This is a genomic window from Paenarthrobacter sp. NPDC089675 (assembly GCF_044749185.1).
Taxonomy (GTDB): domain Bacteria; phylum Actinomycetota; class Actinomycetes; order Actinomycetales; family Micrococcaceae; genus Arthrobacter.
In genome coordinates, this window is record NZ_JBIVHM010000001.1 from 49,679 (window position 1) to 74,669 (window position 24,991).

Annotated in this window: 25 protein-coding genes and 1 tRNA gene; 16 read left to right on the forward strand and 10 right to left on the reverse strand. The window is 63.7% G+C overall.

Features of this window, described 5'->3' with window-relative positions; translation table 11 throughout:
* Positions 1 to 54: 54 nt before the first annotated feature.
* From ACIPY2_RS00265 to ACIPY2_RS00280, 4 genes are all read right to left on the reverse strand, one after another.
* The gene (locus ACIPY2_RS00265; RefSeq protein WP_400264424.1) at positions 55 to 1,023 is read right to left on the reverse strand and encodes an NUDIX domain-containing protein; all 969 of its coding nucleotides are present in this window, start codon (positions 1,021 to 1,023) and stop codon (positions 55 to 57) included.
* An 8-nt stretch (positions 1,024 to 1,031) separates the two neighbouring features.
* The gene (locus ACIPY2_RS00270; RefSeq protein ID WP_400264425.1) at positions 1,032 to 3,281 is read right to left on the reverse strand and encodes an RNA degradosome polyphosphate kinase; all 2,250 of its coding nucleotides are present in this window, start codon (positions 3,279 to 3,281) and stop codon (positions 1,032 to 1,034) included.
* A gap of 104 nt (positions 3,282 to 3,385) precedes the next feature.
* Positions 3,386 to 4,357, reverse strand: coding sequence for a mycothiol synthase (mshD, locus tag ACIPY2_RS00275; RefSeq protein WP_400264426.1), 972 nt, complete (start codon positions 4,355 to 4,357; stop codon positions 3,386 to 3,388).
* A gap of 213 nt (positions 4,358 to 4,570) precedes the next feature.
* A complete protein-coding gene (locus ACIPY2_RS00280) occupies positions 4,571 to 5,269 on the reverse strand; it encodes a winged-helix domain-containing protein (RefSeq protein ID WP_400264427.1) in 699 nt (232 codons plus the stop codon).
* A gap of 262 nt (positions 5,270 to 5,531) precedes the next feature.
* Between ACIPY2_RS00280 and ACIPY2_RS00285 the strand changes: the two genes are divergently transcribed.
* The 7 genes from ACIPY2_RS00285 to ACIPY2_RS00315 all read left to right on the forward strand — a co-directional run bounded on the left by ACIPY2_RS00285 (position 5,532) and on the right by ACIPY2_RS00315 (position 11,653).
* The gene (locus tag ACIPY2_RS00285; RefSeq protein WP_400264428.1) at positions 5,532 to 6,266 is read left to right on the forward strand and encodes a permease; all 735 of its coding nucleotides are present in this window, start codon (positions 5,532 to 5,534) and stop codon (positions 6,264 to 6,266) included.
* Between the two features lie 163 nt (positions 6,267 to 6,429).
* Complete coding sequence (locus ACIPY2_RS00290; RefSeq protein WP_400264429.1) at positions 6,430 to 7,029, forward strand: FABP family protein; 600 nt, start codon at positions 6,430 to 6,432, stop codon at positions 7,027 to 7,029.
* Between the two features lie 69 nt (positions 7,030 to 7,098).
* Complete coding sequence (locus tag ACIPY2_RS00295; RefSeq protein ID WP_400264430.1) at positions 7,099 to 7,821, forward strand: flavodoxin family protein; 723 nt, start codon at positions 7,099 to 7,101, stop codon at positions 7,819 to 7,821.
* Positions 7,822 to 7,878: 57 nt separating this feature from the next.
* On the forward strand, positions 7,879 to 8,964 hold the full coding sequence (locus ACIPY2_RS00300) for a YgfZ/GcvT domain-containing protein (RefSeq protein ID WP_400264431.1): 1,086 nt from the start codon (positions 7,879 to 7,881) through the stop codon (positions 8,962 to 8,964).
* Positions 8,961 to 9,386: an ankyrin repeat domain-containing protein gene (locus ACIPY2_RS00305; protein ID WP_400264432.1), complete on the forward strand. Its 426-nt coding sequence runs from the start codon at positions 8,961 to 8,963 to the stop codon at positions 9,384 to 9,386. Before ACIPY2_RS00300 ends, ACIPY2_RS00305 begins: the two co-directional genes overlap by 4 nt.
* Before the next feature lie 109 nt (positions 9,387 to 9,495).
* Positions 9,496 to 10,125, forward strand: a complete 630-nt coding sequence (locus tag ACIPY2_RS00310) for a PadR family transcriptional regulator (protein ID WP_400264433.1) — start codon at positions 9,496 to 9,498, stop codon at positions 10,123 to 10,125.
* Positions 10,109 to 11,653, forward strand: coding sequence for a DHA2 family efflux MFS transporter permease subunit (locus ACIPY2_RS00315; protein WP_400264434.1), 1,545 nt, complete (start codon positions 10,109 to 10,111; stop codon positions 11,651 to 11,653). Before ACIPY2_RS00310 ends, ACIPY2_RS00315 begins: the two co-directional genes overlap by 17 nt.
* 25 nt (positions 11,654 to 11,678) lie before the next feature.
* Here ACIPY2_RS00315 and ACIPY2_RS00320 read toward each other — a convergent pair whose 3' ends face one another.
* The 5 genes from ACIPY2_RS00320 to ACIPY2_RS00340 all read right to left on the reverse strand — a co-directional run bounded on the left by ACIPY2_RS00320 (position 11,679) and on the right by ACIPY2_RS00340 (position 15,865).
* Positions 11,679 to 12,428, reverse strand: a complete 750-nt coding sequence (locus ACIPY2_RS00320) for a GNAT family N-acetyltransferase (protein WP_400264435.1) — start codon at positions 12,426 to 12,428, stop codon at positions 11,679 to 11,681.
* 17 nt (positions 12,429 to 12,445) lie between these two features.
* Positions 12,446 to 13,471, reverse strand: coding sequence for a 6-phosphofructokinase (locus tag ACIPY2_RS00325; protein WP_400264436.1), 1,026 nt, complete (start codon positions 13,469 to 13,471; stop codon positions 12,446 to 12,448).
* A 191-nt stretch (positions 13,472 to 13,662) separates the two neighbouring features.
* Positions 13,663 to 13,911: a PspC domain-containing protein gene (locus ACIPY2_RS00330; RefSeq protein WP_400264437.1), complete on the reverse strand. Its 249-nt coding sequence runs from the start codon at positions 13,909 to 13,911 to the stop codon at positions 13,663 to 13,665.
* A gap of 2 nt (positions 13,912 to 13,913) precedes the next feature.
* Positions 13,914 to 14,330, reverse strand: coding sequence for a hypothetical protein (locus ACIPY2_RS00335; RefSeq protein WP_400264438.1), 417 nt, complete (start codon positions 14,328 to 14,330; stop codon positions 13,914 to 13,916).
* A complete protein-coding gene (locus ACIPY2_RS00340) occupies positions 14,330 to 15,865 on the reverse strand; it encodes a PspC domain-containing protein (RefSeq protein ID WP_400264439.1) in 1,536 nt (511 codons plus the stop codon). The genes ACIPY2_RS00335 and ACIPY2_RS00340 overlap by 1 nt, the downstream gene beginning before the upstream one ends.
* Positions 15,866 to 15,991: 126 nt before the next feature.
* Here ACIPY2_RS00340 and ACIPY2_RS00345 point away from each other — a divergent pair, with 126 nt between their 5' ends.
* Together ACIPY2_RS00345 and ACIPY2_RS00350 are read left to right on the forward strand one after the other, a co-directional pair.
* Complete coding sequence (locus tag ACIPY2_RS00345) at positions 15,992 to 17,443, forward strand: PspC domain-containing protein (protein WP_400264440.1); 1,452 nt, start codon at positions 15,992 to 15,994, stop codon at positions 17,441 to 17,443.
* A complete protein-coding gene (locus ACIPY2_RS00350) occupies positions 17,443 to 18,117 on the forward strand; it encodes a LuxR C-terminal-related transcriptional regulator (protein WP_400264441.1) in 675 nt (224 codons plus the stop codon). Before ACIPY2_RS00345 ends, ACIPY2_RS00350 begins: the two co-directional genes overlap by 1 nt.
* 124 nt (positions 18,118 to 18,241) lie before the next feature.
* Here ACIPY2_RS00350 and ACIPY2_RS00355 read toward each other — a convergent pair whose 3' ends face one another.
* Positions 18,242 to 19,471 (reverse strand): pyridoxal phosphate-dependent aminotransferase, encoded by a 1,230-nt coding sequence (locus tag ACIPY2_RS00355; RefSeq protein ID WP_400264442.1) that lies wholly within the window; start codon positions 19,469 to 19,471, stop codon positions 18,242 to 18,244.
* A 254-nt stretch (positions 19,472 to 19,725) separates the two neighbouring features.
* Here ACIPY2_RS00355 and ACIPY2_RS00360 point away from each other — a divergent pair.
* The 7 genes from ACIPY2_RS00360 (at position 19,726) to ACIPY2_RS00390 (ending at position 24,931) form a co-directional block, all read left to right on the forward strand.
* Positions 19,726 to 19,798: transfer RNA gene (locus tag ACIPY2_RS00360), tRNA-Trp, on the forward strand.
* An 81-nt stretch (positions 19,799 to 19,879) separates the two neighbouring features.
* Positions 19,880 to 20,161, forward strand: a complete 282-nt coding sequence (gene secE / locus ACIPY2_RS00365; protein ID WP_347108089.1) for a preprotein translocase subunit SecE — start codon at positions 19,880 to 19,882, stop codon at positions 20,159 to 20,161.
* A gap of 111 nt (positions 20,162 to 20,272) precedes the next feature.
* Positions 20,273 to 21,130 carry a transcription termination/antitermination protein NusG gene (nusG, locus tag ACIPY2_RS00370; RefSeq protein WP_400264443.1) on the forward strand — a complete coding sequence of 286 codons (858 nt, stop codon included), beginning with the start codon at positions 20,273 to 20,275 and terminating at the stop codon, positions 21,128 to 21,130.
* A gap of 129 nt (positions 21,131 to 21,259) precedes the next feature.
* On the forward strand, positions 21,260 to 21,691 hold the full coding sequence (rplK, locus tag ACIPY2_RS00375) for a 50S ribosomal protein L11 (RefSeq protein WP_144659403.1): 432 nt from the start codon (positions 21,260 to 21,262) through the stop codon (positions 21,689 to 21,691).
* A 144-nt stretch (positions 21,692 to 21,835) separates the two neighbouring features.
* Positions 21,836 to 22,543, forward strand: a complete 708-nt coding sequence (rplA, locus tag ACIPY2_RS00380) for a 50S ribosomal protein L1 (protein WP_400264444.1) — start codon at positions 21,836 to 21,838, stop codon at positions 22,541 to 22,543.
* 124 nt (positions 22,544 to 22,667) lie between these two features.
* The gene (locus ACIPY2_RS00385) at positions 22,668 to 23,780 is read left to right on the forward strand and encodes a GNAT family N-acetyltransferase (protein WP_400264445.1); all 1,113 of its coding nucleotides are present in this window, start codon (positions 22,668 to 22,670) and stop codon (positions 23,778 to 23,780) included.
* Positions 23,759 to 24,931, forward strand: a complete 1,173-nt coding sequence (locus ACIPY2_RS00390) for a GNAT family N-acetyltransferase (RefSeq protein WP_400264446.1) — start codon at positions 23,759 to 23,761, stop codon at positions 24,929 to 24,931. The genes ACIPY2_RS00385 and ACIPY2_RS00390 overlap by 22 nt, the downstream gene beginning before the upstream one ends.
* The last annotated feature ends 60 nt before the right edge of the window (positions 24,932 to 24,991 follow it).

The following is a 24,991-nucleotide window of genomic DNA, read 5'->3' on the forward strand; positions in this document are numbered from 1 at the left end:
TCTTCGAATCAATGTGTCAAGTATTTGATACAAAAACCGGGGGGTCAACCGAAGCTAGTCGTCGAAGGGTTTGACCTGCTCGACGGAAGCCACTTTCCGTTCGCTTCCCCGCACTACCTGGCAGACGATGACCTCGCCGGGAGAGAGGTACGGATCGGCGTCCGGCAGCGAGGCCCTTAGCGAGCCGGACATGTGCGAGGCCAGTTGCTTGAGCACCGTGGGCAGGGCCGGCCTGTGGGTACACACGGCGATGGCCACCTGCTTGTCGAACAGCGATTCAACTGCCGCAGCTGTTTTCTTCGGTGAACGCTCGTGGTTGTGCTCGGTGAGGGCTTCCACCAATTTCACCTTGGCGCCGCTGGACTTCGCATAAGGCGCGATCGTGGCAACGCAGCGGACCCATGGACTTGTCACGATGCGTTGGGGCTTCCACGCCTGCAGGAGCCTCTGCACCGCAACAGCCTGGCGCTGTCCTGTTGCTGCCAAGGGACGGTCGCCTTCCGCCTTGGTCCAGGAGGAGCGTGGCTTTGCCTTGGCATGGCGGATCAGCACCAGTGGCCAAGTGTCCAGCTCTCCGCGGGCGTGCGCCTTTTCCAGGAATTCCAGGGGAGCGACGTCGCTGGGGTTGCTGAGGAACTTTGCGGCCCTGTCCGGGCTGCACCACATGACGCTGTCCACTTCCTTGCCGTCCGGCCGGAGCTGGTCGCCGTTGACGCGGACGGCCCAATAATGCACTACCTTCAGGCCGGCATTGACGTGGTAGTGGATGGGCGGGAGGGGGATGCCCAAGGTCGATTGGAGGCCAATCTCCTCACGCACCTCACGGACGGCGCACTCCGGGACTGTCTCGCCGACGTCGAGCTTGCCCTTGGGCCACGACCAGTCGTCATACCGCGGGCGGTGGATGAGCAGCACCTCAAGGGCGCCCTTCTGGACGCGCCACGGTATTGCGCCTGCCGCGACGACAGCCACCGGTTCGCCCGGGTGGTCCGTCTGGTCGGCCACGGGGGTATCGCTGTTCAAGTGGTTCCTTACCGCCGTGCCGCTGCGCGCTGCCTGGAACGGGAAGCCAGGAGCCAGGACTGCATGTCCAGCAAGGGCTCCCCGTTCTCGTTCAGATGATGCCGGGTCCAGTGTCCCTGGTTGTCCAGGTGCCAGCTGGCCGTGCCATCGTCCACGTAGCGGCGCATCAGGTCAAGCACTGTATTGATGTCGTCCTTGCCGGCCAACTGCACCAGTGCCTCCACCCGCCGGTCCAGGTTGCGATGCATCATGTCCGCCGAACCGATGTAGACCACGGGGTCGCCACCGTTCGCGAAGGCGAAAACGCGGGAGTGCTCAAGGAAACGGCCCAGGATGGAACGGACCGTGATGTTTTCGCTGAGGCCGGGAACGCCGGGCCGCAGGGAGCAGATACCGCGGACCACCACGTCCACCTTCACCCCTGCCTGGGAAGCGCGGTACAGGGCATCGATGATGGCTTCGTCCACCATCGAGTTGACCTTGATCTGCACCCGGGCCGGAATCCCGTTACGGGCATTGCGGATTTCCGTTTCGATCCGGTCGATCAACCCGGAACGTACCGAGCGCGGGGCCACAAGCAGCCGCTTGAACGTCGACTTGGGGGCGTAGCCGGAAAGCTGGTTGAAGAGCTTGGAAAGGTCCTCGCCCACCTGCTCGTTGGCGGTCAGTAGTCCGAGGTCCTCGTAGTAGCGGGCCGTCCGGGGGTGGTAGTTTCCCGTGCCGATGTGGCAGTAGCGGCGCAGGCCGTCCACCTCCTGGCGCACCACCAGGGACAACTTGCAGTGGGTCTTGAGGCCCACGATGCCATACACCACGTGCACACCGGCCTGCTCCAGCTTGCGGGCCCAGGAAATGTTGGCTTGTTCGTCAAAGCGGGCCTTGATTTCCACGAGGGCCAGCACCTGCTTGCCGGCCTCGGCGGCGTCGATCAAAGCATCCACGATCGGGGAGTCGCCCGAGGTCCGGTACAGGGTCTGCTTGATCGCCTGGACCTTCGGATCGGCTGCTGCCTGCTCGAGGAATGCCTGAACCGAGGTGGAGAAGGAATCGTAAGGATGGTGCAGCAGGATGTCGCGCCGACGCATGGCGGCGAAGACGTTGGCTGCCTTAGAGGTCTCCGACTCGTTCAGGTACCTGGAGGTGTGCGGTACGTGCTTGGGGTAGTGGAGGTCAGGGCGGTCGATCCCTGCAATGACGGAAAGTCCGCGCAGGTCCAGCGGAGCCGGGACGGAATAGACCTCGGACTCGTCGACGCCCAGTTCACGTACCAGCAGCTCACGGATGTTGGGATTGATGTCCGTCGTGACTTCAAGGCGCACGGGCGGACCGAAGCGGCGGCGCAGGAGTTCCTTCTCCAGGGCCTGGAGGAGGTTCTCGGCGTCGTCTTCTTCAACTTCCACGTCCTCGTTGCGGGTGACGCGGAAGGTGTGGTGTTCCAGTACTTCCATGCCGGGGAACAGCTTGTCCAAGTGGACGGCAATGAGTTCTTCCAGCGCGACGAACCGGGCCACCCGTCCGGGGATGGCGCCGGCCCGGGGACCGTCCACGGAGATAAGGCGTGGCAACTGGTCCGGAACCTTGACGCGGGCAAAGAGTTCCTTCTCGCTGACCGGGTTGCTCACAATCACCGCAAGGTTCAAGGACAGACCCGAAATGTAGGGGAAGGGGTGCGCCGGGTCCACGGCCAGGGGAGTGAGGATCGGGAAGACCTTCTCCTGGAACATGATGCTGAGGCGGTGGCGGGCCTCTTCATCGAGTTCGTCCCAGTGCATGATGTGGATGTGCTCATATGCCAGGGCTGGCCGGATCTGCTCGGCAAAGACGCGGGCGTGGCGCTCCTGGAGCTTGTGGGCTTCCTCGCCGATCTGCTCCAGGACCTCGATGGGGCTCAGCCCGGCAGGGGACGGCACAGCGAGCCCGGTGGCGATACGGCGCTTGAGGCCGGCAACCCGGACCATGAAGAACTCGTCCAGGTTGGACGCGAAGATCGACAGGAAGTTGACGCGTTCCAGCAGGAACAGGTCGGGATCCTCGGCCAGTTCCAGCACCCGGGAGTTGAAGGCCAGCCAGCTGAGCTCGCGGTCGAGGAAACGGTCCGGGGAAATATCGCCCTCGGGTTCCAGGCTCGGTGCGAACTCGGGGATATCGATGCGGTCCTGGGTGGCACGCGCGGCCGGCACTTCCGAGGAGCCGAAGCGCGCTGGCAGGGTTGCGCCTTTTGAGGTGGATCCGGCGGTGCCGACTGGGTCCGGCTGCATGGGGTTCTCCTAAGCTCAGGACTGGGGTTTCCTCCCACACTACAAGCAAACGGCGGGACCGAATCCAAGATGTGCGGGCCTTTCCGGCAGCCGGACGAGATTGGTTAATTTTTGCTTAATGGTCCGTACAGGACATCCGTATCCCAACGGACGAAGCCGAGTTTTTGGTATAGGGCTACCGCGGCGGCATTGTCTGCATCAACATAGAGCATGACGGCGTGGAGGTCCTTGTCCTGCAGGTACCGGATGCCGGCTACGGTCAGTGCCTTTCCGAGCCCGGAGCCCTGGGCTTCCGGCGTGACGCCCACGACGTAGACCTCGCCGATTGCAGGGTGAGCCCCCTGCCTGGGATGCACTTTGGTCCAGTGGTAGCCCATGAGCCGCCCATCATCGTCCACAGCCAGGAGGAAGCCTTCGGGATCGAACCAGTCTTCGGCTTCACGGGCTTCCAGGTCTGCAAGGGTCATCGACCCCTGCTCAGGGTGGTGTGCGAAGGCGGCACGGTTCGCGGCCAGCCAGGCTTCCTCATCCTGTCCCGGCACGAAGGCGCGCAGCGAAACACCGGGCGGCAGGGCGGCGTCGGGCAGTGCCGCCGTGGAGGACATCAGGCGCATCTTCCGAAGTTCACGGACGGGGCCGTAACCAAACCTTGTGGCCAGTTCCCCGGCGGCCTCATGGTTGCCATGGGACCACGCCGTCAGCCCGTCAAAACCCCGCTTGTCCTGCAGGGCACCCAACAGGCGGCCGGCAACGCCCCGGTTCCGGTAGCTGGGATGTACGGCCAGTTCCAGGACGTCGGTCCCGTCCGGCGATTCAACCACGACGGCGATCCCCGCCAGGTCGTCGGCGGTGGCAGGGTCCGAGTCCTCGTCGGGCGCGTAGAGTGCCAGGGAAAGAATGGAATGTTCGCCGCCGTCGGCCCCACGCAGGGTCACCAGCGTTTGCTCGGACAGGGGCGGGTTCCCGTCGGACTCTGCGGCAGCCGCGGCCAGTGTGCTGAATTCCTTGAAAAGTTCGGGTTCCAAGGCGCCGGTGACGAGCAGTACGGGCCAGTTCTCGGGGTGCGCGTGACTCATGATGCAAGGCTATACGTCCGGTGCAAGCCCTGCGATTTGGCATGCCCGCCGAACACGGGTAGTCTCGTTATCTCGTTCGGCTTCCACGCCGGATACCAGGGGGATCCACCAGTGGGGTGGCTTCGATACGTTCGACCCGTATGTCCTCCACAGATAAGGAGAAGGCCGGGAACCTGATGGTTCCCGGCCTTCTTTATGCCTTTGCTTATGGAACTAAGCCTCGGAGAGTTCGTCGTCCGGCAGCCGGACCAGCGTCAGGCGGTAACCAACGTTCCGGACCGTGCTGATCAGGTTCTCGTGGTCCACCCCGAGCTTGGCGCGCAGGCGCCGGATATGAACGTCCACCGTCCGTGTGCCGCCGTAGTAGTCATATCCCCACACTTCGGTCAGGAGTTGCTGCCGAGTGAAAACGCGGCCGGGGTGCTGGGCGAGATACTTGAGGAGTTCGAATTCCTTGAACGTCAGGTTCAGGGGCTGCCCACCCACGCGGGCGGTGTAGCTCGCCTCGTCGATCACGACGCCGGCCGCACGGATTTCGGTCTGAGTTTCCTCTTCACCGGGTACAGCCCGCGCCATTGCCAGGCGGATCCGCGCTTCGACCTCCGCCGGTCCCGCCGAGTCCAGCACGATGTCATCCACGGCCCACGCGGAGGAGACGGCAGCCATGCCGCCTTCCGTCAGGATCAGCATGAGGGGAGCGCTGAGGCCGGTGGCCTTGAGCAACTGGGTCAGCGACCTGGCACCCACCAGGTCCTTGCGGGCATCAAGGAAGACGATGTCAGTGGGGTCGGTTTCGAGCAGGGCGGTGGGTTCGGCGGGGAGGATGTGCACGCGATGGTTCAGCAACTCCAAGGCAGGCAAAATATCCACCGAAGAGCCGGTGCTGTTTGTCAGGAGCAGGATGTGCGACATAGTTCCTCCAATGGGCTGTCCGCGCATCATCGGGCGTCGAAACCGGACTTTCACCGGTCGGTCACGGCGGATCGCAAACCCTTGCCCGTTGTAACGGGATCGAGGCAAATACAGTGCGCCGTTGAAGATCGAGTATACCCACCAGGGCCCGGAGAGTCAGGGATTCGTGACGGGCAGGCACGGTAATTACGACATATGTGCCCGGCTTAAGGCAGGATTGTCGAGAGGTCGTAAGGCGCATCGGATTGAGGTCGGGCACACAGTGAAGTCTTGGAGCATCGGGGTATTCGGACTCGTGGCGCTCGCAGCAATCGTGGCCAGCACCTTCGTTTCCAGGGAAGCCATGGTTGCCGTGGGCGTCATCGCATCCGCAGCCGTGGGATTAGGTTGGCCGCACTTCCTGGCTGTTCCCGCGAAAAAGACCCTGGCCGCCGTGATCGGCCTGGCCGGAGCGGGCTCTGCCGTTACTGCCGCGTACTGGCCGGCCCCCGGCTTCCTGGACGGAACTCCGGCGTTCATTGCCGTGGGCGTCATGACCGTCTTCATCATCCAGCTGGTCAGGGGTACCGGCCAGGCCCAACGCCTCGAATCCACTCTCGGCTGCTGTGCCGGTGTCCTGCTGAACTGTTTGGGGGCCGGCTGGATTGCGGGAGCGCGTTTCAACGGCGTCAAGGAAATGGTCCTCGTGGCCGGCCTGAGCGCGGCGGTGGCGCTCCTTGTGGGACTCATTCGCTGGCCGGACCGGATCGTGGCGCCTTTGGGCGTGGTCATGGCCGGGCTCATGGGTCCGCTGGCCGGGCTGGTCTTCTCGGACATCGCCGTCCTGCCCGCAGCGCTGGTGGGCGTCGTGGTGGGATCCGTCCTGGTCTCGTTCCGGAGGATGGCAACGCTCCGGCGGGGCCGCCTGAACCTGCGCGGAGCACTGGGCATGGGCGTTGCGCCTGTGTGGGCCGTAGGGGCGCTTGCTTACTTCATAGACAAACTACTCATCTACTAACGGTTAGGATGGCATCATGTCTGTTCTTGCATATGAAATCTTTTTCCTCGTCCTCCTCGGCATCGCCAGCATCTCCATGGCTTGGTTCGCAGGCTTCGTCGTTTACCGCCTTTTCAAGGGCCAGAAGTAAGCCCAGCCAGGCAGTCCAGCGGAGGTAGTCGTTGTGCCCATTGAGATCCCGACAGACCTGACTCCTGAACTCGTACCCCTTTCCTGGCTCATTGGCGAGTGGGAAGGACGCGGCCGCCTCGGCAGCGGTGACGAGGACTCGGAGCACTTCGTCCAGCACGTTTCGTTCACGCACAACGGCTTGCCGTACCTGCAGTACAGGGCCGAGAGCTGGATCAGCGACGACGCCGGCGAAAAGTTGCGTCCGTTGACTGTTGAGACGGGCTTTTGGGCCCTGGAACGCGAAATGCAGGAGGGCGACGGCGGTCCCGGACTTGTGCCGGCGGACATCGTCCCTGTGCTCAAGACGGCGGATGAGGTGGAGGAGCGCAGGAACCAAGACGGTGGCTTCGATATCTCTGTGTCCATTTCCCACCCGGGCGGGATCACGGAGTTGTACTACGGCCAGATCAAGGGCCCGCAGATCCAACTCAGCACGGACATGGTGATGCGCGGCAGCCACTCCAAGGAGTACACCGCAGCCACCCGCATTTTTGGCCTCGTTGACGGCAACCTCCTGTGGCGGTGGGATGTGGCGGCGAACGGCAAGGCGCTCGAAGCCCACGCCTCGGCCTTCTTGCACAAAGTGTCCTGAACCTGTTTCCAGACGCTCGTTCAGGGGGTTCACTTAACGTTCCACACGCAACCGGCAAAGGAGCAGTTCGTGAATCCCAACCCCAAGCCCGGAGGGTACCAAGGCCTTAGGGCCGTGTTCTTCAACGGCACCCTGAAGCCTTCGCCGCAACTGAGCAACACGGACGGCCTGATCAGGATCAGCCGGGACATCATGGAGAAGCAGGGCGTGTCAACGCAGCTGTTCCGGACCGTTGACCATGACATTGCCAGCGGGGTCTATCCGGACATGCGTGAGCACGGTTGGAAGACTGACGAATGGCCCGAGATCTACCCGGCAGTCTCGGCGGCGGACATCGTGGTGGTGGCCGGGCCCATCTGGCTGGGGGACAACTCGTCCCAAACCAAGAAGCTGATCGAGCGGCTGTACGCGCATTCCGGCCAGCTCAACAGCAAAGGCCAATGGGCGTTCTACCCGAAGGTCGGTGGCTGCCTCATCACCGGCAACGAGGACGGCATCAAGCACTGTTCCATGAACGTGCTCTACAGCCTCCAGCACATCGGGTTCACCATCCCGCCCCAAGCGGATGCCGGTTGGATCGGCCCGGTGGGTCCCGGCCCCAGCTACCTGGATGAAGGCTCGGGCGGTCCGGAGAGTGATTTCACCAACAGGAACACCACCTTCATGACCTGGAACCTCCTCCACATGGCCAAGCTCATGAGGGACGCCGGCGGGATTCCTGCGTACGGCAACCTGCCCGAAGAATGGAAGGCCGGCACCCGGTTCGACTTCGAAAACCCCGAATACCGCTGAAGCAGCACCGGCTCTTTAGCCGGGAATACCCCGCAGCCCCAAGGACTTCTACTACATATGACTTACAAGAGCCCTCTGTTGTCGCGCCCTGGCGCAGTCGAGGACACCGGCCTGGACGCCGGAGTTGCCGCCCACTATGGCGAGCCGCTGCGCGAGCAACGCGCACTGGCAACCGGAACCGCCGTCGTCGATCTTTCACACCGTGGCGTAGTCACCGTCACGGGGCCCGACCGGCTCAGCTGGCTTAACACGTTGTCCTCGCAGCAGCTCACCAACCTGCAGCCGAACGTCGCCAGTGAACTGTTGCTGCTCAGTGTCCAGGGCCGCATTGAATTCGATGCGCGGGTGATTGACGACGGCGGCACAACCTGGCTGATCGTCGAGGCGGCGGAAGCGGCGCCGTTGGCCGAATGGCTAAACAAGATGAAGTTCATGCTTCGGGTGGAGATCGCCGACGTTACGGGGGAGTGGGCGGTCCTCGGTGCCACCAAGCCGGTGGAGCAACTATCCGGACGCCTGGTGTGGGAAGACCCGTGGCCGCACGTTGCTCCGGGTGGCTACTCCTACAGCCTGGTGCCGGAGGAGTCCCACCCGGGCCTGGAGCGCCCATGGTTCGAGTACCTCGTTCCCGCAGCGGAACTCGAGGCCGCCGTCGAGGGCCTGCCTCTTGCAGGCGCCATGGCAGCGGACGCCCTGCGCATTGCTGCCTGGCGTCCGCGCCTCGGCGCCGAAACCGATGACAAGACCATTCCCCATGAACTGGACCTGATCCGTACCTCTGTCCACTTGAACAAGGGCTGCTACAAGGGCCAGGAAACCATCGCCCGGGTGCACAACCTCGGGCATCCGCCCCGGCGCCTGGTGTTCCTGCAGCTCGACGGATCGCAGCACACGCTCCCCGCCGTCGGCAGTGTTGTATTGGCCGGGGAACGCAAGGTAGGTACGCTGACATCGGTGGCGCAGCACTTCGAGATGGGCCCTGTGGCGTTGGCGGTGATCAAACGCTCCGTTTCAGCGGAAGAGACGCTGACTGTCATGGATGGCGAGGAACCGTACGTCGCAGCCCAGGAAGTGATCGTCGCCCCCGACGCCGGCCAGGTGGTCGGGCGCCAGACCGGATTCCTGAAGGGACCCCACCGATGACCCAGCCCACCGGCCCGGAGACGACTTCCAACGAGGCCTCCAACCAGGCTGATGACGACACCGTGGCCTTGGCCCACGCATTGTTTGACGCCGCACGCGAGGGCAACAACGACCTCCTGCGCAGCTACCTCAACGCTGGAGCCCCGGCCACGTTGACCAACGCTTCCGGAGACTCCCTGCTTATGCTGGCGGCCTACCACGGCCACGAGGAGACGGTGCAGTTGATCCTCCACCACGGCGCCGACGCGAATGCGGCCAACGACCGTGGGCAGACGCCTTTGGCCGGGGCGGTCTTCAAGGGCTACACGGCAGTGGCCCGCGTTCTCCTGGACGCCGGAGCGGATCCCGACGCCGGAACGCCCAGCGCTCGGGACGCGGCGCAGATGTTCGCACGAACGGACATTCTGGCCCTGCTGGGTTAATTCGGCGCCACGGAAAGCCCTGTTGCCCCCGGGCAGCAGGGCTTTCTTGCATCTGCATATTCCACATGGAATAGTTGTGGTGGAATATTTCCCGTAGAAGGATCCTGCCGTGCCGAAAGCCACTGACCTGACGCCGCTGGGTGTCGCTTCCCTGGCGCTTCTTGCAGAGGGGCCCATGCACCCCTACGAGATGTACCAAGTGCTGATGGCCCGTCATGAGGACCGCTTGGTCAAGGTCCGTCCGGGAACGCTCTACCACGCGGTTGGGCGTTTGGCCGAGAACGGGCTCGTCGAAGCGGTCGGAACCGAGCGGGAAGGGAACCGGCCGGAACGTACCACCTACCGGATAACTCCCGCAGGCCATGCGGCCCTGAACGCGCGGCTGCAGGACATGCTCGCCAAGCCTGTCAATGAGTACCCAACCTTTCCCCATGCCATTGCCGAAGCCCACCATCTTCCGGCGGACGTGGTGGGGAAACTGCTGGAAGAACGCCTGACTGGCCTGGATGCCGATCTCGCGTTCCTGACGAGGGCCGAGGAGGCAGTGACGGCCAAGGGCCTCGAACGCAAATATTGGATAGACGTCACCTATCAACAAACCATGCTTCGAACGGAGATCTCGTGGATCCGCGAACTCCTTGTGGAGTTGCGCAGCGGACAGCTGCCCTGGGACAACCCCCAGCCAACTCCGCCCGAACTTTCCAACAAGCCAAAGGAATCCCTTGGAAAACGTAGCTAAGCCGTGGCCGGCTCTCTGGTCACTCGTGGTTGGCTTCTTCATGATCCTGATCGACACCACCATCGTGTCGGTCGCGAACCCCCGGATCATGGAGGGCCTCAATACGGACATCAACGCCGTCATCTGGGTCACCAGCGCCTACCTTCTGGCCTACGCCGTGCCCCTCTTGATCACTGGCCGGCTTGGTGACCGCTTCGGTCCCAAGAACCTCTACCTGATCGGCCTGGTGGTCTTCACCCTGGCCTCGCTGTGGTGCGGCCTTTCCGGAAACGTCACCATGCTGATCGCCGCCCGCGCAGTGCAGGGTTTCGGTGCCGCGATGATGACACCGCAGACCATGGCCGTGATCACCAGGATCTTCCCGCCGGACCGCCGTGGCGCTGCCATGGGCCTGTGGGGTGCGACGGCAGGCATGGCAGTCCTCGTGGGACCGATCCTCGGCGGCGTATTGGTGGACGGGCTCGGATGGGAGTGGATCTTCTTCGTCAACGTGCCCATCGGCATCGTGGCTTTCATCCTCGTCACGCGCTTCGTGCCCAAGCTGACCACACACAGCCATTCCTTCGACATCCTGGGCGTCGTGCTGTCCGCCGTCGGGATGTTCCTGCTGGTTTTCGGCATCCAGGAAGGCCAGACCTACAAGTGGGGAGTCGTCAACGGCGTCATTACGGTCTGGGGACTGATCACCTCCGGCCTGGTGGTGCTGGCGCTCTTCGTGGTCTGGCAGTGGCAGCTTGAACGGCGAGGCGGCGAACCCCTCCTGCCGCTCGGCCTGTTCAAGGACCGCAATTTCTCCCTGGGCAACTCCACCATCATGGCCGTGGGCTTCACCGTCACTGCTTTCCCGCTGCCCACCATTTTCTACTACCAGGTGGTCCGTGGCCTGACGCCTACCCAGTCGGCGCTGCTCATGATTCCCATGGCCGTCATCTCCGGTGGCCTGGCCCCGTTCGTAGGCAAGCTGATCGATCGGGCCAACCCGCGCTGGTTTGCCGCCTTTGGCCTCGTCTGCCTTTCCGGCGCCCTCTTCTGGACGGCGTCCCTCCTCGGGCCGGATATGCCCATCTGGATGTTCCTCCTGCCCAGCGCACTCCAAGGCGTGGCCAACGCGTTCATTTGGGGACCCGTCTCCAACGCGACCACGCGCAACCTTGAACCCCGCCAGGCAGGTGCGGGCTCGGGCGTCTTCAACACCACGCGCCAGATCGGCGCAGTCCTCGGTTCGGCTGCGATTGCCGCCTTGATCCAGTCACGACTGGCAGCGGAACTTCCCGCTGCACCCGGCGGTGCACCGGTCGGCGAGGCCTCCATGACCGGAGTGCTGCCTGAGTTCCTCCACGCTGGATTCTCGACGGCGATGAGCCAATCGATCCTGCTGCCCGCCTGTGCGATCCTGCTGGGCGCGGTGATCGCGCTGTTCTTCGCCAAGCCGAAGTCCGTGAACGGCTGGGGCGGCAAGCCTGCGTCCGCTGCGGCGGACAGCACGATTCCAGCGGAGGACTCCGCAACGCAGGACGCGCGTCAGTAGTCAGAACGGTTCCGCAGGGCGGGCTTCACCCGAGCAGTACGCTCGCGTGCAGCCCGCCCGTTGCGAATCCAAGGCTCCGTGCCATGGCCAGGGCTCCGGTGTTGCTCACATCGGCCTTCCACTGCAGGGTCAGCCCGGCAGCCAGGGCTTCATGGGCCGCGATGGATGCTGCGAGCTTTCCCACGCCCCGGCGGCGCCATGCGGGGGCTACGAGCACGCCCATGTTGGCCAGCAACCCTTCCCATTCGCCGTACGCTCCGCACGCAACGGGCAGTGATTGTTCTTCCTCCGGGTGCATGATCGTGAAGCGGTGCTCCAGGGATTGGAGCCCCACCTCATTCACGTCGTCCGGCGGGCAGAGGGACTCCAAGGCGATGGCCTCCGGATTTCCGCGTGACACGGTCAAGTCTTCGGAGGGCTGGTTCAAGGGAAGGTCGTCGGCGAAAAACAGCGCCGAAGAACCCAACCCGTGCCCGCCGTGCGAGCGGGTCAGGGTCAGGAGCGTGACGTGCTGGGCGAGTTCGGCATCCGGCAAGACGGCGGCCGCGTCCAATGCCCATTGGGGCCCCACCACCGCGGAAACCCCGAACAGGCGCAGGAAAACCACCGAGCCCGCGGATTCGTCGGGAAAGAGGATTCTGTTGGACGGGTCACCGGGCTCCACGGAAGCGGCGGCGACCCGCGCCGCAGCCTTGGCGAAAGCGTCGTCGTCGAGCCCCAAACGGCGAGCCCACGCCAGCTGGATGATGGCAGCGGACGTGGGCTCAAGGGTCATGGATTCAGCCTAGCCGACTAGCCGAACAACACCGACGCTTCGTCGTAGCGATGCTGCGGCACGGTCTTCAGCTTGCCAAGGGCCTCTTCGAAACCCACGTGGGAGATGTCGGTGCCCTTGAGGGCCACCATGGTTCCCCAGCGTCCATCCACTACCGAGTCGATAGCGGCCATGCCCAGTCGGGTGGCCAACACGCGGTCGTAGGCCGTGGGTACGCCGCCGCGCTGGATGTGGCCGAGGATCGTTGCTCTGGTTTCAATACCGGTGCGTGCTTCGATCTCCGGTGCCAGCTGGTCCGCGATGCCGCCCAGCCGGGGGCGACCGAACGTATCCAGGCCGCGCTCGGAGTGCGGGGACTCCATATGTTCGGGTACAAAGCCTTCGGCCACCACAACCAAGGGCGCACGGCCACGGTCGTGGGCTTCCTGCACCCACTCGGCGATTTGCTCGATGCTGACCTTCTGCTCGGGGATGAGGATGGCGTGCGCGCCCGAAGCCATCCCGGAATGCAGTGCGATCCAGCCGACGTGGCGGCCCATCACCTCGGCGATCATGCACCGGTGGTGGGACTCGCCAGTGGTGCGGAGCCGGTCGATGGCTTCCGTGGCGATTTCGACGGCGGTATCGAACCCGAAGGTGTAGTCGGTGGCGTCGAGGTCGTTGTCCACGGTCTTGGGTACGCCCACGATCTTCAGCCCGGCATCGGTGAGGCGTTTGGCGGCCGCCAGGGTGCCTTCGCCGCCGATGGCGATGATCGCGTCGATGCCAAGGCGTTCCATGTGGTCTTTGATGACCTCGGGACCGCCGCCGTTCTCGAACGGGTTGGTGCGGGAGGTGCCGAGGATGGTGCCGCCCTGTTTGGCGATGCCGCGGACCATGGTGCGGGGAATGTCGATGACATCACCTTCAACCACGCCGCGCCAGCCGTCGCGGAAACCCACGAACTCCTGGCCGTGGATGGCGATGCCCTTGAGGACAGCACCCCGGATCACTGCGTTGAGTCCGGGGCAGTCGCCACCGCTGGTAAGAATGCCAATTTTCATGTTTGCTCACTCATGGCTTGGAGGAATACGTGCCGAGCGCCACGCTGAGCTCCCCACGATTGTAGACGTGCATGTGGGGTGGGACACAAATAGTGACTTTTGGTCCCGGGAGTGCGGTGTTGGAAATCTGCCGGAAAACAAGGAAAATCGCCCCGCCTGATGGCCGAGCGCTTCCCTGTGGATCCCCGAACTCAGCGAGAGCGCTGGTTGATGAAGGATTCCAGCGGAATCTTGCTGTTCTGGTCCGGCAGGATGAGCCAGGCCAGGAGGTAGAACACAATTGCCGGGCCGGGCAACAGGCAGAAGAGCAGGAAAGCAACCCTCACATACGCCACATCCACCCGGAGTGCTGCCGCAATCCCTCCACACACGCCGCCCAACCAGCGCTGCGGTCCACGCTTCAGGCCGAAGCCCCTGACGATGCTGAAGAACTTATCCATGGCTACACACTTCCTTGTTCGTGTTGCTTTGTCACTTGCCGTGGTCCCTTGCGTGCAGCCAACAGGCCGCCGACCACCAGCGCCGCGCCTGCCCCGATCATGAGCCCGATCAGGACGTAGGTCCCGTTGAGCGCGATCCAGCCCATGGACGAGACCAGCAGGAGGGCAGCCAGGGCTATCACGATCAACCCCCACACCACCGTTCCGATGCGCGTCTGCCGGGTCTCGCCGTCGGAATCCGCTTCAACCTTGTAAGTGGGCTCAAGATGGGGCGTCAAGGGAATCTCCCGCAGGCCGGGCGAGGGGAGGGCTTCCGTGGGTCGGGTTTCCCGGGGAAGGGACTCCGTACGGGCTTCCGACGCCGGGACCCGCGGTTCGCCTTGTGCGCCGGGGTTTTCGTTCGGCTGGTTGGTGCTCATCAGTTTCCTTCCTTGATGGTCACGTTGCTGAAGGTTCCATCGATCTTGACCACGAGGTTGGCTCCGGGCTTGCCCGTGTTGTAGAACGTGCTGTCATCCTGGAGCCGGCCGCCCCGGTCCGCGCCGTGTTCGTTGAGGTTGCCGAACGTCATATCGGCTTGGACTTCCACGGGGATGTTGTCCGGGATGATGACGGTGACGTTGCTGGCGGTGGCATCCACCGGCACGGTGACCGCAGTGGTAAGCGGCGGTGTCAGGTTCATTTTCCTCAAGTCAACGGTTCCCCTTCCCCCCGTGACGTTGAGGCCCTGGCGCGCCTGTTCGATGCTGGCCGGAGCCCAGCTGACGTCATGGAAGGTGAAGCGGTCGCCGCCCCGTGGAACGACGTTGAAGATGCCGCCAACCACCAGGGCAGCGATGGCCAGGAAGCCGAGGAAACCGGAGGTCCGACCGCGAAGACCCGCAACCAGGATGCCCAGGCCGAGGACTGCGGCGCCGGCGGCGAAGACCACGGAGTTCGCGGAGCCTCCCAAGTCGATGACGTTGCCCGCGTCGAGGGCCTTCAAGGTGCCGCCTGCCAGCAGTGCTGCGCCGGTTGTGACGGCGATGGTCGCAGCTCCGGGACCCTTGCGCTTGGGACGTGCAGGTTTGGGCTGTCCACCCTGTGGCGGATTTGGACCGTAAGGAGGGCGGGGTCCGGAGGGGTTGTAGGGTCCCGACTGGCTGTAAGGCCCTGATGGGGTACTCGCGCCTACGTTGGCGGCGGAGCCGCCAGGAGAGGAGGCAGATGCTCCGGGCTGGCTGGGCTTACCTTCCGTACCTGCACCGTACACCGGAACGCCGGTGTTGGTGCCGGCAGGCCGCGTAGCCGTGCTTGCCGTGCCCACGCCTCCGTAGCCGGCCGCAGGCGCTGACGGCCCGAATCCCGGCGCGCTGAAGTCCTGCCGGTTCATGGGCTGCGCCGCTTTGTGGTTCTTGTTGCGCTGGACCAGGTAGTAGACGAGGTAGGCCACCGCACCCACCCAGAAAAGCGTCCAGAACAGGCCGGGCAGTCCGTTCCAGCCCCATCCCCAGAAACCGCGGCCCAGGCTGGGCAGGCCAATGATCGTGGTGACCAGGGCTCCGGTCATGCCCCCGGACCAGCGGCCTGCACCGGCCTCCTGGACGTGGATGCGGCCGTCCGGCTCCGGCAGGAGCGCCCATGCGAGGCCGTAGAGGAGCACGCCAACGCCGGCGAACAGCGCCAGGACAATGAAGATGCCGCGGACAATGAGCGGGTCGATGCCAAAACGGTGGGCAACACCGCTCGCGACGCCGCCGATCCAACGGTCCGGCCCACGGCGGATGCCCTGGTTGCGGACCCAGTCGAAGAAGTTCTGCTGTGGCGCGGCAGGACCGCTGCCACCCGGGGTCCAGGACCGCCCGGAGGGGTCCTCGGGTGCGCCGCCGGCGGCACCGTTGCTGGTGTTGGGAGCCGACGCGCCGTTGGTGTTGGCGCTTCCGGAGTTCTCGGGGTTCATGCTGTTCGCGTTCATACTTCGATCGTGCCGTTTGGGCCTCCCTGGCCTCTACTGGGGGATACCCTGAATGATCCCTGAGGGACCCCCGAACAACGCCGGATTCCGGTCCGGGCTACCGGCGATCCGTGTTTGGATTGGTACATGAGCACCGCTGTACAACGCCCGCCGCTGGTCCGCCGAAGCGACCGCATGATCGCGGGCGTCTGCAGCGGACTTGCCGCGCACTTGGGCTGGCCGGTCCAATACGTCCGCGTTGGCATGGTCCTCGCCAGCTTCGCCGGTGGTGCCGGGCTGGCTTTCTACGCCTGGTTATGGATCATGGTCCCCACAGCGGATGAGAACGGCCGCCGCAATGCCAAGCGTCCGGCGTCGCCCATTGCTCCCGCGGTGAGCCAGCCGCCGGCTACCGGGAACCGGGGAATCTACGACGCCGGTCCGGCAACTTCCGGTCCGGCCGCACCGCCGGGGCCTGCTGCTTTCGGTACGCTACCGGCATCTCCTCCTTTCGGCTCCGCTTCAGCGGGTCAGGTGGGACCGCCCACGGGCACGGGTCCGGAATTCGGCAGCCCGACCGGGGGAGCGCCGTGGTTCACCTTCCGGCGGATCCAGTACGGGAAGGAAATCCTGCTGGGCGCGGGCCTGCTCCTTGTCGCGGCCATACTGGTCGCGCGGCAATTCGGCGTGGACCTGCCCTTGGGAACCCTGATCCCGGCCGCAGCGATCCTCGGAGGGGCCGCGATCGCCTGGATGCAGCTCGACGAGACCCGCAGGGCAGGCTTGGTGGATAAGACCAAAGCGGACCAGGCCGGTGGGTGGGTCCGGTTGGCTGCAGGGCTCGCGTTGGTGGTTGCGGGGGTCCTCGTGATGGTTTCCGGCTCCGGATCGTGGGAACAGACATGGTTGGCTTTGCTCGCATCGGTGGCTGTGCTGGGCGGGGTGGCATTGGTTCTTCTGCCCTGGGGCCTGAAGTTCTGGAAGGACCTGGAAGCTGAACGGGCCGGCCGGGTCCGTGAAACGGAGCGCGCGGAGATCGCGGCACACCTGCACGATTCCGTCCTGCAAACACTTGCCCTGATCCAGCGCCGCGCCGGTTCGGAACAGGACGTGGTCCGCCTGGCACGCGCCCAGGAACGTGAACTGCGCGCGTGGCTGTTCAGCGATTCCACCAAGGAATCGGGTCTCCTTGCCGCACGCATCAAGGCCGCCGCCGGCGAGGTGGAGGACGCTCATGGCCAGGCAGTGGAAGTGGTGACCGTAGGGGACACGGAGATGACGGAGAGGCATGAGGCCCTCGTCCAGGCTGCCAGGGAAGCGATGCTGAACGCCGCCCGACACGGTGGAGGGACGGTGTCGGTCTATCTGGAAAGTACGGCTGCCGGGACTGACGTATACGTCAAGGACCGCGGTCCGGGCTTCGACATCGACGCCGTTCCCGAGGACCGCATGGGGGTCAAGGAGTCAATCATTGGCCGCATGAAGAGGCACGGCGGTACTGCGAAGATCATCAGCGGCCCGGACGGCACGGAGGTCCGCTTGGCGCTGCCGGCGGAAAATGCGGAGAACGGCGAACCACGCAATGGAGAGGTCAGGTAATGAACACCAGCACTCAGGACGGTACCGGGCGGAGCGTACGGGTAGTCATCGTGGACGACCACACCATTTTCCGTTCCGGTTTAAAGGCGGACCTTGACCAAAGGATGCATGTGGTGGGCGAGGCCGGTACCGTGGAACAGGCCATTGCGGTCATCGCCGAGACCAGGCCGGAAGTGGTTCTGCTCGATGTGCATCTGCCCGGTGGACTCGGTGGCGGTGGCCGTGAGGTTATCGCCGGTTCCTCGGCCTTGCTGGGGACCACGAGTTTCCTTGCACTCAGCGTTTCTGACGCGGCCGAGGACGTGGTTGCCGTGATTCGTGCAGGCGCACGGGGGTATGTCACCAAGACCATTTCCGGGGCCGAGATCTCCGACGCCGTGGTCCGCGTTGCCGATGGGGACGCCGTCTTTTCGCCGCGGTTGGCAGGCTTTGTGCTGGACGCGTTCGGCACGGCCCCGGCAGATATCGCCGATGATGAGCTGGACAAGCTGTCCGCCCGGGAGCTTGAGGTCATGCGCCTCATTGCCCGCGGCTACAGCTACAAGGAAGTGGCCAAGGAGCTGTTCATCTCCATCAAGACCGTGGAAACCCACGTGTCCGCCGTGCTGAGGAAGCTGCAACTCTCCAGCCGCCACGAACTCACCAAGTGGGCCGCTGAACGCCGCCTCCTCTGACCCCCGGTTCCTCTCTCACATCCCGCCCCGTTTCCCCGGTTCCTCTCTCAAATCCCGCCGCTTATAGCGGAACGCTCCTCCACCCGACCAGGGGTGGAGGAGCGTTCCTGCCCAAAGGGGATGGCTATTTGGCCTTGCCCAGGAATTCCTGGATCCGGCGTACGCCCTCGGCGAGGTCGTCGTCGCCAAGTGCGTAGGACAACCGGACGTAGCCGGAGGGGCCGAAGGCTTCGCCCGGAACCACTGCTACCTCAACCTCGTCCAGGATGAGGGCGGCGAGTTCAGCGGAGGTCGTCGGGCGGACGGGACCGTTGGCAGTCTCGAATTCCTTGCCCAGCAGTCCACGGACGTCCGCGTACACGTAGAAGGCCCCGGTCGGCGTCGGGCATTCAACGCCGTCAATCGCGTTCAGGCCCGCCACGATCGCCTTTCGGCGGCGGTCAAAGGCCACCTTCATCTCGTCGACGGCGGTCAGCGGTCCGGTCAGTGCGGCAGCCGCGGCCACCTGCATGATGTTGGAGACGTTCGACGTCGCGTGGGATTGCAGGTTGGTGGCGGCCTTGATGACATCGGCCGGCCCGATCATCCAACCAACGCGCCAACCGGTCATGGCGTACGTCTTGGCGACGCCGTTGAGGATCACAACCCGATCGCCCAGTTCCGGAGCCGCGGTGGCAATCGAGGTGAACTCCACGCCGTCGTAGGTCAGGTGCTCATAGATTTCATCGGTTACGACCCAAAGACCCTTGGCAGCGGCCCATTTGCCGATTTCCGCAACCTGTTCCGGGCTGTATACGGCACCGGTCGGGTTGGAGGGGGAGACGAACAGCAGGATCTTGGTCTTGTCCGTCACGGCTGCTTCAAGCTGCTCAATGGTGACCAGGTAGCCCTGTTCCGGGCCGGCGAACACCTCAACCGGGACGCCGCCCGCGAGCCGGATGGCCTCCGGGTACGTGGTCCAGAACGGAGTGGGAATGATGACCTCGTCGCCCGGATCGACCAGCGTGGCGAAGGTGTTGTACACAGCCTGCTTGCCGCCGTTGGTCACCAGGACCTGGGACGGATCCACCTTGTAGCCGGAATCGCGGAACGTCTTGTCCGCGATGGCCTTCTTGAGTTCGGGGAGGCCGGAAGCAGGGGAGTAGCGATGGTACTTCGGCTGTCCGGCGGCCTCGATGGCAGCCTGGACGATGTAATCCGGGGTGGGGAAGTCTGGCTCACCGGCGCCAAAGCCAATGACGGGGCGGCCTGCGGCCTTCAGTGCCTTGGCCTTGGCGTCTACGGCAAGGGTGGCGGACTCGGCAATGGCGGAGATTCGTTGTGAAATGCGGGCGGCAGGTGTTCCGGCAGACATCTATGTACCGTTCTTCGCAGGCAGCTCGTGGGCTGGATGATGGGATTCGACGTAAACTACCTTATGCTGTTCTGCGGAGCTCCCGGGTGACTGGAAGGCAATGTGACTGATGTTGCTGGTCACAGCGTTTTCAGGCCGCCGGAGCCCCGGAACCGAGCCGGTTCGACTATCGCGAATTTGTTGCGTAGACTGGTTCACCGGTGTTGAAAAGCACCACAGGCTGTTCTGCGGCCTGAAACATGGATTCGATCCATAGGGTAGTGGCGCAATTGGTAGCGCAGCGGTCTCCAAAACCGCAGGTTGCAGGTTCGAGTCCTGTCTGCCCTGCGCAGGCTGTTCCGGCGGAAACGCCGGGGCAAGCGCAGCAACCGTGGCTCTGATCAGGGCCGGGTCAAACGACTTTGCAAGGTGAGTGAGGACCAGGTGACCGAAACAGCTGCCAGCAGCTCGAAGGGCCGTCCTGCCAAGAAAGCCCAGTCCGGCTTCTTTGCCCGGATTGCACTCTTCGTCCGCCAGGTCATCGGTGAACTGAAGAAAGTCGTTGCTCCGACCCGCAAAGAACTGATCAATTACACGCTCGTGGTGCTGGTGTTCGTCGTCATCATGATGGTCATCGTGACTCTCCTGGACCTTGCTTTCGGCACAGGTGTCAGCTGGGTCTTCGGAGGGTCAGGCGCTACGGACCGCTAAGCGGATCTGTCCGCAAGCTGCGTGAAACCCCTGGAATCAGGGATTTTGCGGGGTTTGCGGAATTGAGCCATTTAAATAGGCATGTTAGGCAATGAGGAAGCAGGAGACCAAGTGTCTGAGCAGGAGCTCGAGGTAAACGAGACTGAGCTGGATGAGGCCAAGGATGTCGCAGCAGAGGCTGCGGATGAGTCCGAGGTTGATTCTGCTGCGCCCGAATCTGCCCATGATGACTCCGAAGATGATTTCGAGTCTGACGTAGACGAAGAGTCGGACGACGCCGCTTCCAGCGACGACGAATCCAGCGACGACGACGGCGAAGAAGAGTCCGGTGCCGACGTGCTGGCAGCCGCTGCCGCCGCCGCTCCGGCCGATCCTGCCGAGGAATTCAAGGCCAAGCTGCGCCGCCAGGAAGGTGACTGGTACGTCATCCACTCCTACGCAGGTTACGAGAACCGCGTGAAGGCCAACCTGGAGACCCGCATCCAGACGCTGGACATGGAAGACTACATCTTCGAAATCCAGGTCCCCATGGAAGAAGTCGTGGAGATCAAGAACGCGCAGCGCAAGGTGATCAACCGCGTGCGCATCCCCGGCTACGTCCTGGTCCGTATGGACCTGACGGACGCTTCCTGGGGCGCCGTCCGCCACACTCCCGGTGTCACCGGCTTCGTTGGCAACGCGCACAACCCGGTACCCCTGCGCCTCGACGAGGTCTTCTCCATGCTCGCCCCGGTCTTCGAAGAAGAGCAGGCTGAGAAGGGCAAGCCCGTCAACAAGCAGCAGCAGGCTCCCGTGGCCGTCGACTTCGAAGTCGGCGAGTCCGTCATCGTCAAGGAAGGTCCGTTCGAGACCCTTCCGGCCACGATCTCCGAAATCAAGCCGGAGTCCCAGACCCTGGTGGTGCTGGTTTCGATCTTCGAGCGCGAAACCCCCGTTACGCTCGCCTTCAACCAGGTCACCAAGATCTAGTTGATTCCAAGATTTCGCTTCCTGCCGCCTGCTTAGCGGTGGGAAAGCGGCCGGTCGCCTTGCCATGGCGGCCACCAACCTGGGACGCGCTCCTGTGTCCCAGGAAGCTATTGAGAGAAGGACCCTACATTGGCTCCCAAGAAGAAGGTCACCGGCCTCATCAAGCTGCAGATCCAGGCAGGTGCCGCCAACCCGGCCCCGCCGATCGGTCCTGCGCTTGGCCAGCACGGTGTCAACATCATGGAATTCTGCAAGGCGTACAACGCTGCAACGGAATCCCAGCGCGGAAACGTTATCCCGGTTGAAATCACGGTCTACGAAGACCGTTCCTTCACCTTCATCACCAAGACCCCGCCGGCTGCAGAGCTCATCAAGAAGGCTGCAGGCGTCGCCAAGGGTTCGGCTACCCCGCACACCGTCAAGGTTGCCAAGCTGACCCAGGCACAGGTTGAGGAAATCGCCACCACCAAGATGGAAGACCTCAACGCCAACGATGTCGCGGCCGCTGCCAAGATCATCGCCGGCACCGCCCGCTCCATGGGCATCACGGTCGAAGGCTAGAACCGCCGAGGGCTAAACAGCCTTCACCGCCGGGCAACCGGCAACTGAAACATTGAAATGTCGCAGGATCCTTGCCGGATCCACGACTGTGGCAGGGCCCAGCGCGGTCCGCAGACCACAACTGCACAAGGAGAAACAAGCAGCATGGCAAAGCGCAGCAAAGCATATGAGGCAGCCGTAGCCAAGATCGAGGCAGACAAGGTCTACGCCCCGTTCGAGGCCATCAACCTCGCGAAGGACACCAACCCTTCCAAGTTCGACGCAACCGTAGAGGTCGCCTTCCGCCTGGGCGTTGACCCCCGCAAGGCCGACCAGATGGTTCGTGGCACCGTCAACCTGCCCCACGGCACCGGTAAGACCGCCCGCGTCCTCGTTTTCGCAACCGGCGACAAGGCTGAAGCAGCAATCGCTGCCGGCGCCGACTTCGTTGGTTCCGATGACCTGATCGAAAAGATCGCAGGCGGCTGGACCGACTTCGACGCAGCCGTTGCCACCCCTGACCTCATGGGCAAGGTTGGCCGCCTCGGTAAGGTCCTCGGCCCGCGTAACCTCATGCCGAACCCGAAGACCGGTACGGTTACCCCGGATGTCACCAAGGCTGTCAACGACATCAAGGGCGGCAAGATCGACTTCCGCGTGGACAAGCACTCGAACCTGCACTTCATCATCGGCAAGGTTTCCTTCGACGCCATCAAGCTGGCCGAGAACTACGCAGCTGCACTGGAAGAGGTGCTTCGTTTGAAGCCGTCCGCTTCCAAGGGCCGCTACATCCAGAAGGCCACCGTTGCCACCACGTTCGGCCCGGGTATCACCGTTGACCCGAACGTCACCAAGGTTCTCACCGAAGCGTAAGCTTCGCAGAGCTTGGCTCTAAAAAGGACCGTCCGGCCTGTGCCGGGCGGTCCTTTTGGTTTAATCGGCTGTTGCCCAGGACCTGGTCTTGTTCCGCGTAAGTGCCGGCCTTAGGCTGTGGGGCGTGGCGTCGTCGTCGAACTTTTCACCGCAGGGCGGGCCGGCGGTCCGGCGTATCAGCGTTCCGGTGGATCCGCGGGCGGACGTTCCCGCCGACTTCCGTGCGTTCCATGATCTGCGCGTTGCCCACGAACTGGCGCTTTGGGGCAATGCCGATCGTGCCGCAACCCTCGCCGAGGACGTCGCCTTCTGGCGAGGCAACGAGTACGAGGAACGTCACGTCTACCTCGCCTGGATGGACGGCAGGATTGTTGGTTGCGGCACGCTGACGCTCCCGTTGAGCGAGAATACGACGACGGCGGGTGTGGACGTCCTGGTCGGCGAAGCTTTCCGTCGGCGAGGTTTTGGGTCGGTGATCCTCAGGACGCTGGAGGGTATGGCCTGCGAGGCATCCCGGGTGTCCTTTGACGGCTATTGCGGAGAACCAATCGCCCCTGTCCTGGCGGGAGCGCCGTTACTCAAGGCCAAGTCGGGCAGCGGAGGAGTTCCTGCGGACAGTCCGTCGACCCGCTTTGCGGTGCACCACGGATATTCCCTGGAGCAGGTTGAGACCAGCAGCGTCCTTGCGCTCCCTTTTGACGCTCAGTTGGTTGCCGCCCTTGAAGCCGATGCCTTGGCGCAGTCTGCCGGGTACGTGCTGGTTTCGTGGGAGAAAAGGTGCCCGGACGGTTTCCTCGATGCATTCGCCAGGCTCAAGAGCCTCATGAGCACCGAGGTGCCGATTGCCGGACTGGGGTGGGAGGGCGAGCAATGGGACGGTGCCAGGGTGCGGCAGGAAGAGGCGGCCTGGCAGGCGGGGGGCGTCGATGCCGTGGTGGCCGCGGCTCAACACCTACAGACGGCTGAACTGGCTGCCTACACGGTACTGATCCACCGCGACGCCGCACCTGGCGTTATCCATCAGGAAGACACCCTGGTTGATCCCGGCCACCGTGGCCACAGGCTTGGCATGCTGGTCAAGATTGCCAACCTCCGTGCCGCCGCGGGCAAATGGCCTGACGCCACGTCGGTTATGACATGGAACGCCAGTGAAAACCAGCATATGCTGGCCATAAATATCGCCGTGGGATTCAAGCCTTCCGGCTTTGAAGGCGAATGGCAGAAACGGCTGGGATGACTGTAGACGAGGCGAACACCGTTCATGTCGAGCAAGTGTGGGTACCGGACAACCTGGACGGGCCCGATGCCAAGGACTTCCTGGATGCCGTTGAAGTCGGCAGGCGCGTCCGGATGCAAACGTGGGGGAGTGATGACCTCGCCTACTCGCCCCTGGAGAAGCTGCTCGAATTTTCGGATCCCTATGAGCGCCAGATCATCCTGGTAGCCAAGGTTGACGGGGAAATCGTGGGCACTGTGGACATTGCCCTGCCCTTGGCGGACAACATGGACCTCGCCGAGTTCACCTTGGACATCCTGCCGGAATTCCAAAGGCAGGGCGTAGGCCGCCAACTGCTGGAAGCAGCCGAGGAGTTGGCACGCGCCGAACGCCGCACGATGATCCTGGTGGACACCAACCATCCGGCGACGTCATTGACCGAGATCCCTGAAGACCAGCTGATTCCCGGCAGTGGCCCCGGGTTCGTGCCTGTCAGCAGCAGGGAAGTGGATTTCGCCCAGCGTGCCGGATATACCCTGCAACACATTGAACAATTCAGTTCCTGCATCCTGCCGCTCGACACCAAGCTCGTGGCTGACCTTCAGGCGGAGGCGGAAGAAGCCAACGCCGGGCGCTACGCACTGCACCACTGGACGGACCGATGCCCGGAGCCCTGGCTGGAGGCTGTAGCGGAATTGGAGAACGCTGCCGGAGAGGTAGTCCACGGTCAGGACGATGATGAGGAGCCGGCGGGTATAGAGCCGGCCGATATGGTCTTCGACGCAGCCGTCCTTCGCGAAACCGAAGACGCCGCCCTGACGCAGGGCCGGCGGACGGTGGTAACCGCCGTCGAACATGTTGCCAGCGGCAAGCTGGTGGGGTTGACAACCATCAGCGTGCTGGCACACCGCCAGGACGTGGTGTTCCAGGACGATACGCTGGTATTGCAGGAGCACCGCGGCAATAAGCTTGGGCTGCTGATCAAGGTGGCCAACATGGAGCGCCTCAGTGAGCAATTCCCGGATGCGAGGGTGATCTACACCTGGAACGCTCCGGAAAACCGCTACCTGCTGACAGTGAACAAGCAGTTGGGATTTACGACGGCGGGCGTCACCGGGCTCTGGCAGAAGGAGCTTCCGCAACGTTCGGCAGGGGCTACGACGTCGGACTAGGGACGCTGCCAGCGCCTCGATTTGGAGATGCGTCCCGCCCTCCCGTACCCTTGAAGTACC

Coding starts and splice junctions, on each gene's coding strand:
- ACIPY2_RS00270 (WP_400264425.1), bottom strand. CDS start 3,281: ATGCAGCCGGACCCAGTCGGCACCGCCGGATCCACCTCAAAAGGCGCA.
- mshD (WP_400264426.1), bottom strand. CDS start 4,357: ATGAGTCACGCGCACCCCGAGAACTGGCCCGTACTGCTCGTCACCGGC.
- ACIPY2_RS00280 (WP_400264427.1), bottom strand. CDS start 5,269: ATGTCGCACATCCTGCTCCTGACAAACAGCACCGGCTCTTCGGTGGAT.
- ACIPY2_RS00300 (WP_400264431.1), top strand. CDS start 7,879: ATGACTTACAAGAGCCCTCTGTTGTCGCGCCCTGGCGCAGTCGAGGAC.
- ACIPY2_RS00305 (WP_400264432.1), top strand. CDS start 8,961: ATGACCCAGCCCACCGGCCCGGAGACGACTTCCAACGAGGCCTCCAAC.
- ACIPY2_RS00320 (WP_400264435.1), bottom strand. CDS start 12,428: ATGACCCTTGAGCCCACGTCCGCTGCCATCATCCAGCTGGCGTGGGCT.
- ACIPY2_RS00325 (WP_400264436.1), bottom strand. CDS start 13,471: ATGAAAATTGGCATTCTTACCAGCGGTGGCGACTGCCCCGGACTCAAC.
- ACIPY2_RS00330 (WP_400264437.1), bottom strand. CDS start 13,911: ATGGATAAGTTCTTCAGCATCGTCAGGGGCTTCGGCCTGAAGCGTGGA.
- ACIPY2_RS00335 (WP_400264438.1), bottom strand. CDS start 14,330: ATGAGCACCAACCAGCCGAACGAAAACCCCGGCGCACAAGGCGAACCG.
- ACIPY2_RS00340 (WP_400264439.1), bottom strand. CDS start 15,865: ATGAACGCGAACAGCATGAACCCCGAGAACTCCGGAAGCGCCAACACC.
- ACIPY2_RS00345 (WP_400264440.1), top strand. CDS start 15,992: ATGAGCACCGCTGTACAACGCCCGCCGCTGGTCCGCCGAAGCGACCGC.
- ACIPY2_RS00350 (WP_400264441.1), top strand. CDS start 17,443: ATGAACACCAGCACTCAGGACGGTACCGGGCGGAGCGTACGGGTAGTC.
- ACIPY2_RS00355 (WP_400264442.1), bottom strand. CDS start 19,471: ATGTCTGCCGGAACACCTGCCGCCCGCATTTCACAACGAATCTCCGCC.
- rplA (WP_400264444.1), top strand. CDS start 21,836: ATGGCAAAGCGCAGCAAAGCATATGAGGCAGCCGTAGCCAAGATCGAG.
- ACIPY2_RS00390 (WP_400264446.1), top strand. CDS start 23,759: ATGGCAGAAACGGCTGGGATGACTGTAGACGAGGCGAACACCGTTCAT.